General features: G+C 57.1%; 15 protein-coding genes and 2 tRNA genes. 1 reads left to right on the top strand and 16 read right to left on the bottom strand.

Annotated features, from left to right (window positions below):
- Positions 1-34 precede the first annotated feature (34 nt).
- From pnp to rlmE, 15 genes are all read right to left on the bottom strand, one after another.
- A complete protein-coding gene (pnp, locus tag ZBT109_RS01260) occupies positions 35-2,155 on the bottom strand; it encodes a polyribonucleotide nucleotidyltransferase (RefSeq protein ID WP_027705432.1) in 2,121 nt (706 codons plus the stop codon).
- A 216-nt stretch (positions 2,156-2,371) separates the two neighbouring features.
- Complete coding sequence (rpsO, locus tag ZBT109_RS01255) at positions 2,372-2,641, bottom strand: 30S ribosomal protein S15 (protein ID WP_027705431.1); 270 nt, start codon at positions 2,639-2,641, stop codon at positions 2,372-2,374.
- An 81-nt stretch (positions 2,642-2,722) separates the two neighbouring features.
- A complete protein-coding gene (gene truB / locus ZBT109_RS01250; RefSeq protein WP_027705430.1) occupies positions 2,723-3,640 on the bottom strand; it encodes a tRNA pseudouridine(55) synthase TruB in 918 nt (305 codons plus the stop codon).
- Between the two features lie 5 nt (positions 3,641-3,645).
- Positions 3,646-4,053: a 30S ribosome-binding factor RbfA gene (gene rbfA, locus ZBT109_RS01245; RefSeq protein WP_027705429.1), complete on the bottom strand. Its 408-nt coding sequence runs from the start codon at positions 4,051-4,053 to the stop codon at positions 3,646-3,648.
- Positions 4,054-4,080: 27 nt separating this feature from the next.
- Positions 4,081-6,555, bottom strand: a complete 2,475-nt coding sequence (infB, locus tag ZBT109_RS01240) for a translation initiation factor IF-2 (RefSeq protein WP_027705428.1) — start codon at positions 6,553-6,555, stop codon at positions 4,081-4,083.
- An 80-nt stretch (positions 6,556-6,635) separates the two neighbouring features.
- On the bottom strand, positions 6,636-8,129 hold the full coding sequence (nusA, locus tag ZBT109_RS01235; protein ID WP_027705427.1) for a transcription termination factor NusA: 1,494 nt from the start codon (positions 8,127-8,129) through the stop codon (positions 6,636-6,638).
- Between the two features lie 106 nt (positions 8,130-8,235).
- Positions 8,236-8,703, bottom strand: a complete 468-nt coding sequence (gene rimP, locus ZBT109_RS01230) for a ribosome maturation factor RimP (protein WP_027705426.1) — start codon at positions 8,701-8,703, stop codon at positions 8,236-8,238.
- Positions 8,704-8,967: 264 nt separating this feature from the next.
- A tRNA-Met gene (locus ZBT109_RS01220) sits at positions 8,968-9,044 on the bottom strand.
- Between the two features lie 109 nt (positions 9,045-9,153).
- Positions 9,154-9,240: transfer RNA gene (locus tag ZBT109_RS01215), tRNA-Leu, on the bottom strand.
- 65 nt (positions 9,241-9,305) lie between these two features.
- Positions 9,306-9,725, bottom strand: a complete 420-nt coding sequence (secG, locus tag ZBT109_RS01210; protein WP_051523896.1) for a preprotein translocase subunit SecG — start codon at positions 9,723-9,725, stop codon at positions 9,306-9,308.
- Entirely contained in the window at positions 9,725-10,480 is a 756-nt protein-coding gene (gene tpiA / locus ZBT109_RS01205) for a triose-phosphate isomerase (RefSeq protein ID WP_027705424.1), read from the bottom strand. The genes secG and tpiA overlap by 1 nt, the downstream gene beginning before the upstream one ends.
- A gap of 102 nt (positions 10,481-10,582) precedes the next feature.
- A complete protein-coding gene (gene glmM / locus ZBT109_RS01200) occupies positions 10,583-11,950 on the bottom strand; it encodes a phosphoglucosamine mutase (protein WP_027705423.1) in 1,368 nt (455 codons plus the stop codon).
- A 72-nt stretch (positions 11,951-12,022) separates the two neighbouring features.
- A complete protein-coding gene (folP, locus tag ZBT109_RS01195; protein WP_038278458.1) occupies positions 12,023-12,901 on the bottom strand; it encodes a dihydropteroate synthase in 879 nt (292 codons plus the stop codon).
- Positions 12,902-13,067: 166 nt separating this feature from the next.
- Positions 13,068-15,044 (bottom strand): ATP-dependent zinc metalloprotease FtsH, encoded by a 1,977-nt coding sequence (gene ftsH, locus ZBT109_RS01190; protein WP_051523895.1) that lies wholly within the window; start codon positions 15,042-15,044, stop codon positions 13,068-13,070.
- A gap of 165 nt (positions 15,045-15,209) precedes the next feature.
- Positions 15,210-15,881 carry a 23S rRNA (uridine(2552)-2'-O)-methyltransferase RlmE gene (rlmE, locus tag ZBT109_RS01185; protein WP_051523893.1) on the bottom strand — a complete coding sequence of 224 codons (672 nt, stop codon included), beginning with the start codon at positions 15,879-15,881 and terminating at the stop codon, positions 15,210-15,212.
- A 156-nt stretch (positions 15,882-16,037) separates the two neighbouring features.
- On the opposite strand from rlmE, the gene yhbY reads away from it, so the two are divergent.
- Complete coding sequence (gene yhbY, locus ZBT109_RS01180; protein ID WP_027705421.1) at positions 16,038-16,346, top strand: ribosome assembly RNA-binding protein YhbY; 309 nt, start codon at positions 16,038-16,040, stop codon at positions 16,344-16,346.
- A gap of 110 nt (positions 16,347-16,456) precedes the next feature.
- On the opposite strand, the gene ZBT109_RS01175 is transcribed toward yhbY, so the two are convergent.
- Entirely contained in the window at positions 16,457-17,287 is an 831-nt protein-coding gene (locus ZBT109_RS01175; RefSeq protein ID WP_027705420.1) for a sulfite exporter TauE/SafE family protein, read from the bottom strand.
- Between the last annotated feature and the right edge of the window lie 147 nt (positions 17,288-17,434).

Genomic DNA, 17,434 nt, shown 5'->3' with positions numbered 1-17,434 from the left:
GCGAAGTCCAAACAGACCCCGCTCACACCTCACATCATTCTGCTTCGCTAGCTTCGAACGCCGCTTTTTCTTCCGGTGTTACTTCCTTGATGGACAGTTTCACACGGTTGCGGTTATCGATATCGAGCACCTTAACGACGACCATATCGCCTTCGCTCAGGAAATCCTTCACGTCGTTGACGCGCTCCGGCACGATCTGGGAAATGTGTACCAGACCGTCGGTACCCGGCATGAAGTTGACGAATGCGCCGAAGTCAGCGATGCGTACAACCTTACCGCGATACAGCTTGCCAATTTCCGCTTCGGCAGTGATGCCTTCAACGGTATTGATGGCCTGCTGAAGACCCTCACGGGTATCAGCGTAGATACGGACGGTACCGTCATCATCGATGTCGATGGATGCACCCGTGTCTTCGCAGATCTGGCGGATGGTGGCACCACCTTTACCGATGACATCGCGGATTTTGTCGGTATCGATCTTGATCGATGCCATAGCCGGAGCATGCTCGGCAACGCTGTTACGGCTCTGCGAGATCACTTCGTTCATCTGGGAGAGGATAGACAGGCGAGCCTGATAGGCCTGAGCCAGCGCCACTTCCATAATCTCTTCGTTGATGCCTTCGATCTTGATGTCCATCTGCAGTGCGGTAACACCTTCAGCGCTACCGGCCACCTTGAAGTCCATGTCGCCGAGGTGATCTTCATCACCGAGGATGTCGGTCAGAACAGCGAAACCGTCTTCATCCTTGACCAGACCCATCGCGATACCGGCAACCGGTGCTTTCAACGGGACTCCCGCATCCATCAGTGCCAGAGAAGCACCGCAAACGGATGCCATAGAGCTGGAACCGTTGGATTCGGTGATTTCGGAGACGACACGAATGGAGTAAGGGAAGGCGTCTTCTGCTGGCAGTACTGCGGAAACACCGCGACGTGCCAGACGGCCGTGGCCAATCTCGCGACGTTTAGGAGAACCGATGAAGCCTGCTTCACCTACGCTATACGGAGGGAAGTTGTAGTGCAGCATGAAGCGGTCATGACGTTCGCCACCCAGGCCTTCGATCAGCTGTGCATCGCGCAGCGTACCCAGCGTGGTCGTGACAATTGCCTGCGTTTCACCACGAGTGAACAGCGCAGAACCGTGCGCACGCGGCAGAACGCCAACTTCGATGCTCAGCGGACGAACGGTAGTGCGGTCACGGCCGTCGATACGCGGTTCGCCAGCGATGACGCGGCGACGAACGACGCGTTTTTCGAGACTACCGAATGCGCCACTGACGTCTTCTGCAGAGAACTCGCTGCCTTCGCCAGCCAGCTGCTCAACAGCCTTGTTGCGCAGTTCGGCAACGGCATCCTGACGCTGCAGTTTGTCAGTGATGCGGTAAGCGTCACCGATCGCTTTTTCGAAGCCCAGTGCTACGGCCTGTTTAAGCGCATCGTTGACGGCTGCCGGCTGCCAGTCCCATTTCGGCTTGCCCGCTTCAGCAGCGAACGCCTTGATGTTCTCGATAGCAACCTGCATTTCCTGGTGACCGAACAGTACGGCACCCAGCATTTCGTCTTCTGTCAGCTCGGCCGCTTCGGATTCCACCATCAGTACGGCTTTCTCGGTACCCGCCACGACCATGTCAAGCTCGGACGCTGCCAGCTCTTCTTGGGACGGGTTGAGGAAATAGCCGCGATCTTCGGTGAAGGCAACGCGTGCGGCACCGATAGGACCGGAGAACGGTACGCCGGAAACGGCCAGCGCTGCAGACGTACCCAGCATGGCAGCAATATCCGGATCCTGATTGCGATCAGCGGACATGACGGTACAGATAACCTGTACTTCGTTCATGAAGCCTTTCGGGAACAGCGGACGAATCGGACGGTCGATCAGACGAGACGTCAGCGTCTCTTTCTCTGTCGGGCGGCCTTCACGCTTGAAGAAACCACCAGGAATCTTACCTACGGAGTAGGTTTTTTCCTGATAGTGAACGGACAGCGGGAAGAAGTCCTGACCTTCACGGGTCTCTTTCTTGGCAACGACCGTACATAGTACGACGGTGTTGTCGATAGAAATCAGAACGCTACCGGTAGCCTGACGGGCAACACGACCGGTTTCGAGGGTGACCGTCTTGCCACCGTACTGGAATGTCTTCTTGACAGGATTCAATCTGAAGTCCTTCGATAAACTTTGTATATAGGCATCTTTGGTTACGCCTCAATGGTAGAGCCTTCCTGCCAATCTGTCATCGGAATTGTGACAGCGAGGAAAGCCACTTTCCTTAAGGCACAGCGTGCGAGACGCTGTTTCCAGATGTACACATATGAAAAAACAGGCAGCCTGTTCAGGCTGCCTGTTTTCACGATGCTTGCAACACCGCCGATATCAGCGACGCAGACCCAGACGCTGGATCAGAGACTGGTAACGGTCGAAATCGCGAGATTTGAGGTAGTCCAGCAGTTTGCGGCGCTGGTTAACCATGCGGATCAGACCACGACGAGAGTGGTGATCTTGTTTGTGGGACTGGAAGTGATCCTGCAGACCAGTGATGTTAGCAGTCAGCAGTGCAACCTGTACTTCGGAAGAACCGGTATCCGTTTCGCTGGCACCGAATTCTTTGATGATCTGAGCTTTCTGTTCTGTAGACAGAGCCATGATATTCTCCAGTATCAATATGCTTTGACAGCATGTGAGAGATGACCACGCATATTTGCAGTCATCCAGTTCAGCCGCGGACTATAACACAGTTCTCAGCAGACGCCGAGGACCAATTACACCCGTCTTAACGACAGTGACCAACCCAAGCAGGCGATCACCTTCATACGCTCTTAGCATGACGTCGTCGTCATGCGTTGCCGTGTCGGCATGCACCTTCTGCCCCATCAGTAGCCGCTCAGCCGATGCAGCATCCACATTCACGGTCGGCAGGTGCTCTATTAGCACATCGACCGGCAGCAGATGAGCGTCGCGCGCCGCTTCTTCCGTAGTTTCCAGTGCATCCAGACTCAGCATACCTTCACTATTGAAAGGGCCCGTCTGCAAGCGCTGCAGCATGGTCAAGTGCGCACCACACCCAATGGCAGCACCGATGTCAATCGCCAGCGTCCGGATATAGGTTCCCTTGCTGCACGTCACATCCAGTAGCAGCGACTGCGTATCAGGATCCCATTCCATCAGCGTGATGTCATACAAGGTGACCTGACGCGGTGTCCGCTTGATCTCAATACCCTGGCGCGCCAACTCGTACAACGGGCGCCCTTGGTGTTTCAGGGCCGAATACATCGGCGGCACCTGTTCGATCTCGCCGCGAAAACGTGTCAGTACCGCCTCAAGCGCTACTTCATCCAGCACGGGCACGTCAGCACGAGCGATTTCCTGACCCTCAGCGTCGCCGCTATCGGTCGCCACGCCAAGCTGCACACGCGCTTGATAGCGCTTGTCGGCGTCCAGCAGGTAGGCCGAGAACTTGGTTGCCTCACCAAAGCAGACAGGCAATAGGCCCGTTGCCATGGGATCCAGCGTTCCGGTATGTCCTGCCTTGGCCGCTTGGAAGAGACGGCGTGCTCGCTGCAAGGCCTGGTTGGCACTCAAGCCCTTGGGCTTGTCCAGCAGCAGCACACCATCCAAGGCACGCCCTTTCCGACGTCTTGCCATGACGATTACGCCTCGCCTGAATCTTCTGCGCTCGCGTCAGCATCACCCTGGTGCTGCTGGTCGCTTTTCACGGCTTCATCGATCAATGCCGACAGCTGGTGCCCACGTACGACGCTTTCATCGTAGTGGAAACGCAGTTCCGGCACATGGCGCAGCGACATGGTGCGTGCGATACGGCTACGCAAGAACCCGGAGGCCTGGCGAAGAATCGCCAGGTTGTCCTTGATGCTCACGGCGTCGTTATCGCCCAGCAGGGTGAAATAGACATCGGCGTAACCCAGATCTCGGCTGACTTTCGCCGAACTGATGGTGACCATCCCCAGGCGAGGGTCTTTCACCTCGCGCTGGATCAGAAGAGCCAGCTCCTGTTGGAGCTGCTCTGCCACTCGATCGGTACGCTTAAATTCACGCATGCATAGCCCCTTTCAATGAGAAGGCGATCAGAGTGAACGTTCGACTTTGACCTGATCGAAGACTTCGATCTTGTCACCGACCTGAACGTCGTTGTAGTTGCGAACGCCGATACCACATTCCATACCGTTACGGACTTCGTTAACGTCATCTTTGAAGCGACGCAGGGATTCCAGCTCGCCTTCGTAGATAACCACGTTGTCACGCAGAACGCGGATACGCTTGCTGCGGTAAACCGTCCCTTCGACGACCATACAGCCAGCGATCGCACCAATTTTCGGCGCACGGAAGACATCGCGGACTTCAGCCACACCAACGATCTCTTCTTTCCATTCCGGTGCCAGCATACCGCTCATCGCCTGCTTGACCTCATCGATCAGCTGGTAGATGACGCTGTAGTAGCGCAGGTCGAGACCTTCACGTTCGATGATCTCACGCGCACTGGCATCCGCACGGACGTTGAAGCCGATGACGATGGCATCGGATGCCACAGCCAGGTTCGCGTCAGTACCGGTGATACCACCCACGCCGGAGGAAACGACAGCCACTTTGACTTCGTCGTTGGCCAGGTCGGCAAGCGCGCTGCGGATCGCTTCCAGAGAACCCTGTACGTCCGCTTTGAGTACGACGTTGACCGTTGCACTCTCTTCCTGACTCATGCGGCTGAACATGTTCTCCAGCTTGGCTTTCTGCTGGCGAGCCAGGCGGACTTCACGGTATTTGCCCTGACGGAAATTGGCGACTTCACGCGCTTTCTTCTCATCAGCAACAACCGTGAACTCTTCACCGGCATCCGGCGTACCGTCAAGACCGATGATCTCGACCGGCATGGACGGACCGGCAGCGTCGATCTGCTGACCCAGTTCGTTGATCAGCGCACGGACGCGACCGTAGTGCAGGCCAGCCAGTACGGTATCGCCCTTGCGCAGGGTACCGTTCTGGACCAGTACGGTTGCCACGGGGCCACGACCACGGTCCAAGCGGGATTCGACAACGACACCTTTACCCGGTGCGGACGGTACGGCATCCAGCTCAAGGACTTCAGACACCAGCAGGACTGCTTCGAGCAGGCCGTCGATGTTCTGTCCCATCTTCGCGGAGACCGGCACGAACATGGTATCGCCACCCCATTCTTCGGAGATGACACCGTGCTGTGACAGTTCGTTGCGTACGCGGTCTAGATCAGCGCCCGGCTTGTCGATCTTGTTGATCGCAACAACGATCGGCACTTCTGCGGCACGCGCGTGTTCGATCGCTTCGATCGTCTGCGGCATGACACCGTCATCGGCCGCAACAACGAGGATGACCACGTCGGTTGCTTTCGCACCGCGAGCACGCATGGCGGTAAACGCCGCGTGTCCAGGGGTATCCAGGAACGTGATGTTGCCGTTGTCGGTTTCGACGTGGTAGGCACCGATGTGCTGGGTGATACCACCCGCTTCACCTGTGGCGACCTTAGTACGACGAATGTAATCGAGCAGCGAGGTCTTACCGTGGTCAACGTGGCCCATGACGGTAACGACCGGCGCGCGCTTGACCTTCTCACCGTCGTAGTTGTTCGCTTCGAGCACTTCGAGCTCGATGGCGTTTTCATTGACCAGTTTCGGCGTGTGGCCCATCTCTTCCACGACAATCGCAGCAGTTTCCTGATCGATGGTCTGGTTGATGGTAACGGCAGCACCCATGGTAAACATGGTTTTGATGACTTCGGCCGCTTTGACGGCCATCTTGTCGGCCAGTTCTGCAACGCTGATAGATTCCGGAAGCGCTACTTCACGCACGATGTGCTGAGTAGGACGTTGGAAGCCGTGTGCATTGTTGCTGTTCTGGTTGCCACCGCTGCGACGGCCACCGCGACGTTCGGAACGACGCGTTTTCTTGGCACCGCCACGACGACGTTCGCGACGCTCTTCGTTGTCTTCACGACGTTCGGAGCTCGCTTCTTTACGGTCTTTGCGATTGCGACGAGCGCCTTCACCGCGCGGGCTTACCGCACCGGAATCAGCGCCATCGCCTGCCGCTGCAGCGCCTTCGACATCAACGACGGCCGGAGCCGCGGCATCAACGTCAACAACGGGAGCTTCTTCACGCTTGCTGGCATTGCGAGGCGCTTCATCACGCGGCTTCGCTTTGCTTTCAGAGCGAACAGCATCCTGTTTCTTCGGCTGCTCTTGCTTGACGGCTTCTTCTGCCGGAGCCTGTTCTTCGGTTTCCGGTTTTACATAGGTACGTTTCTTGCGTACCTGCACTTCGATCGTCTTGTTACGATCACCTGTGCGCAGACGGCTTTTCGTCTTGCGCGTCAGGGTAATGCGATTACGGCCTGGGCCAGCGTTACCGCCGTGCTGGCGAGTCAGATGCTCCAGCAAACGCTGTTTGTCTTCTTCAGACACTACATCATTCTCAGACGCGTGCTCGAGACCTGCTTCCTTCATCTGCTCCAGCAAGCGTGCCGACTCACGGCCCACTTTCTGTGCAAATTCCTTAACCGTCATTTCTGCCATTCGACCCTCCTGAACCCGTTGCTGCCCATTGCGACATGATGCTGCCGGGCACTCATGTGCCAGCGGCAGCCATACAGCGATCAATCTTCGCTTGCGAACCAGGGCGCACGGGCCGTCATGATCAATGCGGCGGCGCGTTCTTCATCCACGCCGTCGATATCCTTGAGATCTTCGATGGCCTGCTCGGCCAGATCTTCCATAGTACAGATGCCTCGCGCGGCCAGCGTAAGGGCCAGCGTCTGATCCATACCTTCCATTTCGAGCAGATCATCTGCCGGCTGAGCGCCGTCCAGATTCTCTTCTGTCGCGATGGCAAGATTGAGCAGCTCATCTTTGGCACGTGACCGCAGCTCTTCGACGAGCGTTTCATCCAGCCCTTCGATTTCGAGCATTTCGTCGAGCGGCACATAGGCCACTTCTTCGAGCGAGGTCAGGCCTTCTTCGACCAGTACGCGCGCCAGCTCCTCTTCGATGCCGAGGTGCTCCATGAAGTAATCGACATGACTGTCGATTTCCTGTTCACGCTTGCCAAGCGCTTCTTCTTCCGTCATGACATTGAGCGACCAGCCGGTCAGCTCGGATGCCAAACGAACGTTCTGACCACCACGGCCGATAGCCTGGGCCAGATTGTCTTGGGCTACGGCGACATCCATAGCGTGAGCGTCTTCATCCATCATGATGGAAGCGACGTCAGCCGGTGCCATAGCGTTGATAACCAATTGAGCGGGGTTATCGTCCCACAATACGATGTCGACGCGCTCGTTGCGCAGCTCGTTGGAAACGGCTTGCACACGAGAGCCTCGCATGCCGACGCAAGCGCCGACGGGGTCGATGCGACGATCATTGGTCTTCACGGCCAGTTTGGCACGGGAACCCGGATCGCGCGCAGCGCCCTTGATTTCGATCAGCTGTTCGGCGATTTCAGGTACTTCGATTTCGAACAGTGCGATCAGGAATTCTGGACGAGAGCGAGACAGGATCAGCTGTGAGCCACGCGCTTCGGCATCGACCTTCCACAGCAGCGCACGTACGCGCTCGTTCATGCGATAGCGTTCACCAGAGATCATTTCATTGCGCGGCAGGAAGGCTTCTGCGTTCTCGCCAAGGTCGACGATCAGACCGTCACGCGTGATCTTCTTGACCGTACCGCTGATGATTTCGCCTTCACGTTCGCGATACTGACGCACGATTTCAGCGCGTTCGGCTTCACGAACCTTCTGTACGATGATCTGCTTCGCCATCTGGGCAGCGATGCGTCCGAAGCCGACCGATTCGATCTTTTCTTCGACGCAGTCACCCATATCGAGTGCAGGCTCACGCTCCAGACCCGCAGAATACGGAATCTGTCGGTGGGACGTGGTGTAGTCTTCATCGGGCACGACTGTCCAGCGACGGAAAGTTTCGTAATCCCCGGTATCACGGTCGATATGAACACGGATATCGACGTCCTGTCCTTCGAGACGCTTCTTCGAAGCGCCTGCCAATGCGGCCTCTACAGCTTCGAAGATGACCTCGCGCGGAACACCTTTTTCATTCGAAATTGCGTCAACGACCAGCAAGATCTCTTTGCTCATGTCTTTGCCTCGCCAGAAAAATCGTTTTTACCACGTCCGCTGCTCACGTCATCATCCCTGTGAGCGACCCTTTCCTCGTCGATATCGAGGGCAGACGCTTAGTCTTTCATCTCTTGTTTTCGAAGGTTGGCATCACGTTGGCACGCTCAATACCTTCAATGGGAAAGGCATATTCCTCACCATCGACATGCAGGAGCACTTCGTCTTGCTCAACGCCAGCCAGCAATCCCTGGAACTTGCGGCGACCTTCGAAAGGAACGCGAAGCCGCAACTGAATCTGGTGTCCAGCGTAGCGTTCGTAATGCGAAAGCGTATAAAGGGGACGATCCATTCCAGGAGAAGACACTTCTAGATCGTAATGTCCTGAGATGGGATCTTCGACATCGAGCAGCGCGCTGACCTGACGACTGATATCTGCACAATCGTCAACGGTGACGCCTTTGTCACTGTCGATATAGATGACAAGCCTAGAGTTGCGTCCCTGGGAGATATGACTTATTCCCCACAGTTCGAACCCCATGGCCGAAATGGTAGGCCCGATGAGTGTCTGAATTGCTGTTTCCTTGGTAGCCACTAGCAAGGCTCCTCTGTATGGATTCCGATGGCAGGTGCCAAACGGGCACCTGCTCCCGATGCAAGGCCAAAGCGCCGTGCTATATCAGGTCGGCATACAGGGGTACCTAGCGGAGGTTGACTGGCACCTGGCCGGACAGAACATCGAGAGGTGGCCGATTGGCATCGCCTTCGAGGTGCATCCTCGTCATGCAGGGTGCATGCCGTGGCTACCTCGTAACAAAAAGCCCCTTCTATCTGGAAGGGGCTTTCCGTATAAAATAAGTGGTAGCGGGGGCTGGATTTGAACCAACGACCTTCGGGTTATGAGCCCGACGAGCTACCAGACTGCTCCACCCCGCATCATCAAGCAACATTGTAGAGACATCGTTTCACTAAAGCAATCAGAAAACGATGCATGCTGCTTATTCTTGCTTCCAACCGTACCCGCATCATAAAGAAGATGCTTAGATGGTGCCGAAGGCGGGACTTGAACCCGCACGGCCTTACGGCCACTACCCCCTCAAGATAGCGTGTCTACCAATTCCACCACTTCGGCATCAGGGGATATGCAGTGTACTTTACACAAACCTTGTTGATCTATCAACAGGTTGTTTCACTGCATCACTGTGCAGGATGCTGCGTACTCTGCTGTTCAGCAGCAGGCGCTTTATCCTGTACAGGCGCTGCATTATCCACGGTAGCCGGTGCTTCGTCAACGGCTTTGGCAGAATTGTTTTCTTCAGTCGCCGCAGCAGGCTCTGACACGCTGGTGGTGGCAGGTGCCGTCTGCACTTCGGTCGCGACTTTCTGAGCGTGATGGGCAAAGGCCGTCAGCCCCAAGGATGTCACAAAGAACAGCAGAACCAACAGACCGGTCAGCTTAGCAAGGAAGCCTGTGCTACCGCGGGAACCAAATACAGTTTGGGACGCGCCACCACCGAAGGCTGCGCCAGCTTCGGCCCCCTTGCCTTGCTGCAGCAGAACCAGAACGATCAGGCTGATCGCCAGGAGAATATGAACCACAAGAGTCAGATACGTCATCAGTTTTGACCTGCAACATGACAGATTGAAAGAAAATCTTCGGTCCTCAATGAGGAACCGCCAATAAGACCGCCGTCGATATCCGGCTGGGCCAACAAGCGACGCGCGTTGTGCGCATTCATGCTGCCACCGTAGAGCAACCGGGTCGATTCAGCCAATTCGGGATCAATTTCATGGAGATATTCCCGAATGGCCGCGTGTATTTCCTGCGCCTGCTCTGGCGTTGCCGTCAGTCCAGTGCCAATAGCCCAGACCGGTTCGTAGGCAATCGACACCCACGAAAGGTAGCGCGCATCTAGGCGCTCCATCACCGAGCTAACCTGATGCAGCACCGTTGCCAGTGCATTACCCGACTTATGCTGTTCGAGCGTTTCGCCCACACACAAGATAGGGTGAAGTTGTTCGCTTACCGCCGCATTCACGCGCGCGAATATTTCGTCTTCGCTTTCCTTGTACAGCCGGCGACGTTCGGAATGCCCGACCAGCACATATTCCGCGCCCAGTTCGTGCAACATGACGCCACTGACTTCCCCGGTGTGAGCACCGGCACCGCGAGGGTTGAGCGTCTGAGCACCCACCTTGACGCCGCTACCCAGCAGGGCACGTACCATCTCACCGATATAAGGAAACGAAGGGATCAGCAGAACATCGACCTTATCGGTGATATCCGCATCCATAAAGGCCTTGCGGTACGCAGCCACTAGCTGCCGAGTACCGTTCATTTTCCAGTTACCCGCGATCATGGGCTTGCGCATTTCAGTACCCGCCCTCACGTGTTGGCTCGAAATGGTAATGGACGACCGTGCCCAATACAACCGGCAGGGCGCGAGCAGCACTCCCTGCCGGTCATCGAAGCATTACGCGGCGCGCGCTGCCTCAATAGCATCCGCGATACGCGTTGCCAGCGCATGGGCATCGAATGCTGGCTGCGCTTCGACCATGACACGAATCAACGGCTCGGTACCGGAGGGGCGCAGCAGTACGCGACCACCCTCTTCGCCCAGCTCGGCTTCGACGGCTGTGACGGCCTGTTGAACGGCTTCGGCTTCCATCAGCGCCTTGCGATCTGCACGACTATCCAGACGCACATTGATCAGTGATTGCGGCGCTTTTTCGAAATTCTGCAGCAAAGAATCCAGCGTGCGACCTTCGCGCATCATGATCGACAGCACCTGAAGCGCGGCAACAATACCATCACCAGTGGTCTGAACGTGCCCACAGACGATGTGACCCGACGACTCACCGCCCAGTTCCCAGCCGTTGGCCTGCAGGCGTTCGATGACGTAGCGGTCGCCGACCTGTGCACGCTCGAACGGAATGCCTTTGCGCTTGAGCGCATTTTCAAGACCGAGGTTGCTCATCACGGTACCGACAATGCCACCGTGCAGCACACCACGCTTATGGCGATCGTTACCGATAAGATAGAGCAGTTCGTCACCGTCAACTTCGCGGCCGTGTTCATCTACCATGATGACACGGTCACCATCACCGTCGAATGCCACGCCGATATCGGTGCCAGTTTCGATCACTTTCGCCTTGAGCGCACGAATAGACGTCGAGCCGACATTGCGGTTGATGTTGAGGCCGTCCGGAGACGCACCGATGACTGTGACGTCGGCACCAAGTTCTCGGAAGACACTAGGGGCGATGTGGTAGGTTGCGCCGTTGGCGCAGTCGAGCACCACTTTCAGCCCTTGCAGGCCCGTGCGCTCGGGCATTGAGGACTTACAAAACTCGATATAGCGCGCAGCAGCGTCGTTAATACGCACGGCCTTGCCAAGTTCGTTGGACACGACCGTCGTCAGCGGACGTTCCAGCTCTGCTTCGATTTCAAGCTCAATCTCGTCGGGAATCTTACGACCATCGGCAGAGAAGAACTTGATGCCGTTGTCCTGATACGGGTTGTGCGAAGCACTGATGACTACACCGGCCTGCGCACGGAAAGTCTGCGTCATATACGCGATGCCGGGGGTAGGCATCGGCCCCAACAGCATCACATCGACGCCCGCCGCGGAGAAACCGGCTTCCAGAGCGGCTTCGAACATATAGCCGGAGATACGCGTGTCCTTACCGATGACCACTTTCGCGGCCCCGTTGCGGCGCAGAACGCGGCCGGCGGCCCATCCCAGCTTGAGCACGAAATCGGCCGTAATGGGATATTCACCTACTGTGCCGCGGATACCGTCGGTTCCAAAGAAACGGCGTGCTGTTGTCTTGGCTGACACGCTTCTCTCCTCACTGTCTTTTGTTTGATCAAGACGATCATTGGTCGCCATCCAGCGACCCTGAAAAATTCGTCATGCCTGCTGTACGGCCTGGAACATATCCATGGCATCACGCGTAATGGCCACATCGTGAGTGCGAATGATGGTCGCGCCACGCTCAAGCGCCATGACGGCCAATGCCAATCCGCCCATGATGCGCCCTTCACCCAGCGGTGCGAGCGGACGGTCGAGCACTTGCCCGATCATAGTTTTGCGCGACACCCCCACCAGCAGCGGGCGACGGAATACCTGCAACATATCCATCTGTTGCATCAAGCGAAGATTATGCGCCAAGGTCTTGCCGAAGCCAAAACCCGGATCAAGGATCAAACGGTCAACTGCAATGCCAGCCGCCTCGCAAGCGCGCATTCGCTCCGCCAGCTGCCGTGCCACGGCCGCTTCGATAGGCTCGTCATAATGGGGCGACAGCTGCATGGTATCCGGCTCACCGGTCATGTGCATTAGGCAGACGGCCAGCGATGTGGCAGCCGCTGCTTCTAGGGCTCCTTCACGAGTCAGAGAGCGCACATCGTTAATAATGCCTGCCCCTAGGCGAGCACCTTCCGTCATCACCACTGGGCAGCTGGTATCCAGCGACACCAGTGCGTCCAGCTCGCCTACCAAGCGCTCAACCACCGGCGCGACACGATCCAGCTCTTCCTGCGCCGTTACCGGTGCCGCTCCGGGGCGAGTGGACTCTCCCCCGACGTCGATGATGTCGGCACCTTCCGCCAGCATGGATTCTGCGCGCTTCAACGCAGCATCAACGGTGTTGTAGCACCCCCCATCCGAAAAGGAGTCGGGTGTAACGTTGAGCACCCCCATGACATGGGGGCGGGTCAGGTCGAGCGTCTTTCGCCCACAGACCAGTGCGGACGATGCCATTGGGAAAGAGGAGGTAGACTGAGGCATTAATCATTACCTTCGTTGTTCTTCAAGCTATACCGGATCAGGCGAACCATCATGCCGAAGCATCACGACCGCACATGCAACCAGCCAGCGTAACAAATGACAACGGGCAGGCAGGGTTTCCCCTACCTGCCCGTCATGGCGTCACGGAATCACTCAGACAGTGACCTCATGAGCGCGGGTCCTGCGGATCATCGTTGGAGCGTTCGTCACGGACATTGTCGCCAGGCTCGCTGGGCGGCGGCTGTACATCGCCACCACCGTTGACCGGCGTGGCCGTGCCGTCGATCACCTGACCACCGTTCGGCGGCGTACCGCCACCGGTGGATTTAGGCGGAGACGGGAAACGGCCTTCCATGATTTCAGCAACCTGATCGGAATCGAGCGTTTCGTATTCCACCAGCGCTTTGGCCATCAGATCCAGTTTGTCCTTGTGCTCAATCAGGATACGCGTGGTTTCCTGATAGCACTCATCAATGATGCGACGCGCTTCGCGGTCCAGCAGCTGGCGCGTTTCTTCAGACATAAAGCGCTTAGCGCCCTGACTGTCCATGTACTGATTCTGCGGATCATCATACAGCAGCATGCCCAGCTTGTCGGACAGACCATAGCGCGACAGCATGTTGTAGACCACTTGGGTGATCTGCTGAATATCACCGTAAGCACCGGAGGTCACGCCTTCCGGCCCGTGCAGAATTTCCTCGGCAGCACGGCCACCCATCGCGACACAGATACGGCTGACCATTTTGCGGCGCGATTCGCTGTACGCTTCTTCCGGCAGGAACATGGTTACACCCAGCGAACCACCACTGCGCGGCATGATCGACACTTTGTAAATCGGGTCGTATTCCGGCACATGCAGGGACACGATCGCATGACCCGCTTCGTGGTAGGCGGTGCTGAACTTTTCCTTATCGGTCATCAGCGAGCGGCGCTCAAGCCCCATAATGAGCTTGTCACGCGCATCGTCGAGCTCCTTCATGCCGACCAGACGCAGGTTGCGACGGGCAGCGAACAGTGCGGCTTCGTTAACCAAGTTGGCCAGCTGCGCCCCGGAGAAGCCCGGTGTACCACGTGCCAGCTTAGTGACGTCGATATCATCGGCACACGGCACTTTCGCCAGATGCACGTTGAGGATCTGTTCGCGCCCTTTGAAATCGGGCAGGTCGACGGTGACCTGACGGTCAAATCGGCCCGGACGCAGCAGCGCTTTGTCCAGCACATCGGGACGGTTGGTTGCCGCAATCACGATGGTGCCATCGTTCTTCTCGAAACCGTCCATCTCGACCAGCAGCTGGTTGAGGGTCTGCTCACGTTCATCGTGGCCGCCACCGCTCATGCTGCCGCCACGCGCACGACCTACGGCATCGATCTCGTCAATGAAGATGATGCACGGCGCGCTCTTCTTGGCCTGCTCGAACATGTCGCGCACGCGCGACGCCCCAACCCCGACGAACATTTCGACGAAATCAGAACCCGAGATAGTGAAGAACGGCACTTTCGCCTCACCCGCAATAGCCTTAGCCAGCAGGGTTTTACCGGTCCCAGGAGGGCCGACCATCAGGATACCGCGTGGAATCTTGCCGCCCAGACGTTGGTACTTGCCCGGATCACGCAGGAAGTCGACCAGTTCAGCCACTTCGGCCTTGGCATCATCGCAGCCCGCCACATCCTTCAGCGTGGTATTGATCTGATCCTGCGACAGCAGACGCGCCTTGGATTTACCGAAGCTCATCGGGCCGCCCTTGCCACCGGCACCACCCTGCATCTGGCGCATGAAAAAGAAGAACACACCCAGCGTCAGCAGGATCGGGAAGGCACTGATTAGCAGGCTCTTCCAGATGCTCGGCTGCTGCGGCTCACGGACGTCGATTTTGATGTCGTGATGCAGCATCTGATTGATCAGCTGAGGATCATCGCCCACGCTCGGACGGATAGTCTGGAAAGACGTGTCATCCTGCTGTTTGCCATGGATGACGTAGCCATCGATGGTAACGCTCTTGACCTTATCGTCCTGCACATTGTGGACGAAGTCGGAATAGCTGACCGCCGGAGGCGCTGAGTCAACGCTGAAATTGTTGAACACCAGCAGCAGCACCACTGCGATGATCAACCATAGACTCAGGTTCTTGGTCGTATCGTTCAAGGGATTACCCTCACTGCATGATTCTGAGGCCAACACACCTCAAAGTGCGTCGGGCGACTACTTCTTTCCAGACATGCTCATTCAGGACATGCTGCTTTATCCAGAGATGAGGCCATCGGTATCGCAATACAAGTATTGCACAGCTTTAACGGCCAGGTAGCTCAATCAGCCACGAAAACCGCGTCCTAGCAGATAGACTTCTCGCGAGCGCGCACGCGAAGCTCCGGGCTTGCGCGTAACGACCTTGTCGAACGAGCCCCGCATGTCCTTAAGGTAGGCATCAAACCCTTCGCCCTGAAACACCTTGACCAGAAAGTCACCACCGGGTTTCAGAATCTGACGAGCCAGATCCAGCGCCAACTCAACCAGTCCCATTGCGCTCGGCTGGTCAATGGAGGTCTGCCCACTCATGTTAGGTGCCATATCCGACAGCACTACGTCGAATTCACGTCCGGCAATTTCTGCCAGTATGGCATCAAGTACCGCATCTTCGGTGAAGTCACCCTGAATAAAGCTTACGTCTGGGAGCGGTTCCATGGGAAGGATATCCGATGCAACGACCGTTCCATTGCCGTTCAGTTTCTGAGTCACGACCTGACTCCACCCACCCGGTGCCGCACCGAGGTCGACGATGCGCATACCTGGCTTCAGCAGCGCGTCCTTTTCGTCTATTTCCAAAAGCTTGTAGCTGGCACGCGAGCGATAACCATCGACCCACGATTTTTGGACGTAGACATCGTCGAAATGCTCCCTGAGCCAGCCTGCACTGCTGCGACTACGGGAGGTGCGTTGGGAACCGTTATCGGAACCGCCTGATCGAGAAGAGGAACGAGCCAAGGGACCACCTGAAGAGAGAAGAGATCATTCGTACTGTCCCGTCAACCACTATGCGCCGGTGCCAGAGGTGACACATGACAGAGGTTGGTCAACATGCCAGCAGATAGGGTAGACTGGGAGGTCGACTATCGTACATTTTTAGGTGACCAACATACCATGCCTCTTACATCGGCACAAAAGAAGCAGTTCCGCAGCATCGGCCATCATCTTTCCCCTATCGTACAGATCTCAGAGAACGGTCTGAGCGCCGGAGCGGTCGAAGAGGCCAAGCGTGCGCTGGCGGATCACGAGCTGATCAAAGTGAAGCTGATGTCTGGCGAGCGTGACGAACGCGCCGCTCAGATCGAAGCTTTGATTGAGCAGACGCGTGCGGAACTGGTGCAGACCATCGGCAAGATCGCCCTGCTGTATCGTCGCAACCGCGACGGCAGCAAGCTGTCCAACGTGACACGCTACAGCGTCTGAGTCTTCGCATGCGCTAACCATGCGCCATGCAGACCACGGAAGGCGACCGAAGGGTCGCCTTTGTCGTTTCCGGAACATCCATGGTCATAGTGTAGCGGCAGTGGCAGCGCTTAGCCCCACCACGCGCTGTAAAGGAAGTCGATACCGACACACAGCATCAACAGTGCAAAGCCCAGCTTCAGCTGTACGCCCGATGCTCGATGAGCGATCCTCACTCCTAGGTGAGCAGACAACATGCTGGCGACAGCCACGCCACACAGCGCCGGCAGGTTCACATAGCCAATACTCCACGCAGGCAGTCCCGCCTTGCCCCACCCAAAGGCCATATTGCCCGCTGCCCCGAACAGCGCAACGGCCAGTCCACAAGCTGAAGAGGTCGCAACGGCGCGGTGCATACTCAGCTTTTTGGACGTCAGCAGTGGTACCGTCAGCGAGCCTCCACCAATACCGAACAACGCTGACGCCCATCCGATCACCGCCCCGCTACCGTACTGCCACATCCGCGACGGCAAAGGGTAGTCGGCCTGCGTTGCCTCATTGCCGGTCTGGCGTTTGCCCTTGACGATCTCACGGACCTGTTGAGCCGCCATCGTCAGCGAGAACAGCCCGACAATCACCTGCAGCGCGGCACCTGATAGCCACGAGGCCGTAGCGGCCCCCAGCACGGCACCGATGGCAATTCCGATCGTCATGCCTTTCAGCACACCCCACTCCACGGCCCCTTTGCGCTGGTGGGCAATAACGGCATTGAGTGAAGTGAAGACGATAATGGCCAGTGACGTGCCCAACGCAACGTGCATGGCAACGCCGGCCTCGACACCGTTAAGGGCGGTAAAACAGTAGACCAGCACGGGCACAATGATCATGCCTCCACCGATACCGAACATGCCGGCCAGCAATCCAGAACAGACGCCTGCCAGCAGATACCATATGAGCGCCATGAGCGACTCTCCTATCGTGATATTGTCATAAGAATGCGCGGAACCGACGCCTCTGCGTGCTGTTGTTCTTGTCCGCTCGCCGACAGTAGCCTCTCGCACATAGTCCATTATGCCCGAAACCGGCCACCGCTATGAACGCGAGGCGCG

Origin of the sequence: Zymobacter palmae (assembly GCF_003610015.1) — a bacterium.
Lineage (GTDB): Bacteria > Pseudomonadota > Gammaproteobacteria > Pseudomonadales > Halomonadaceae > Zymobacter > Zymobacter palmae.
The sequence above is the reverse complement of the archived record's forward strand: the minus strand, read 5'-3'. Positions and strand labels throughout refer to the sequence as shown.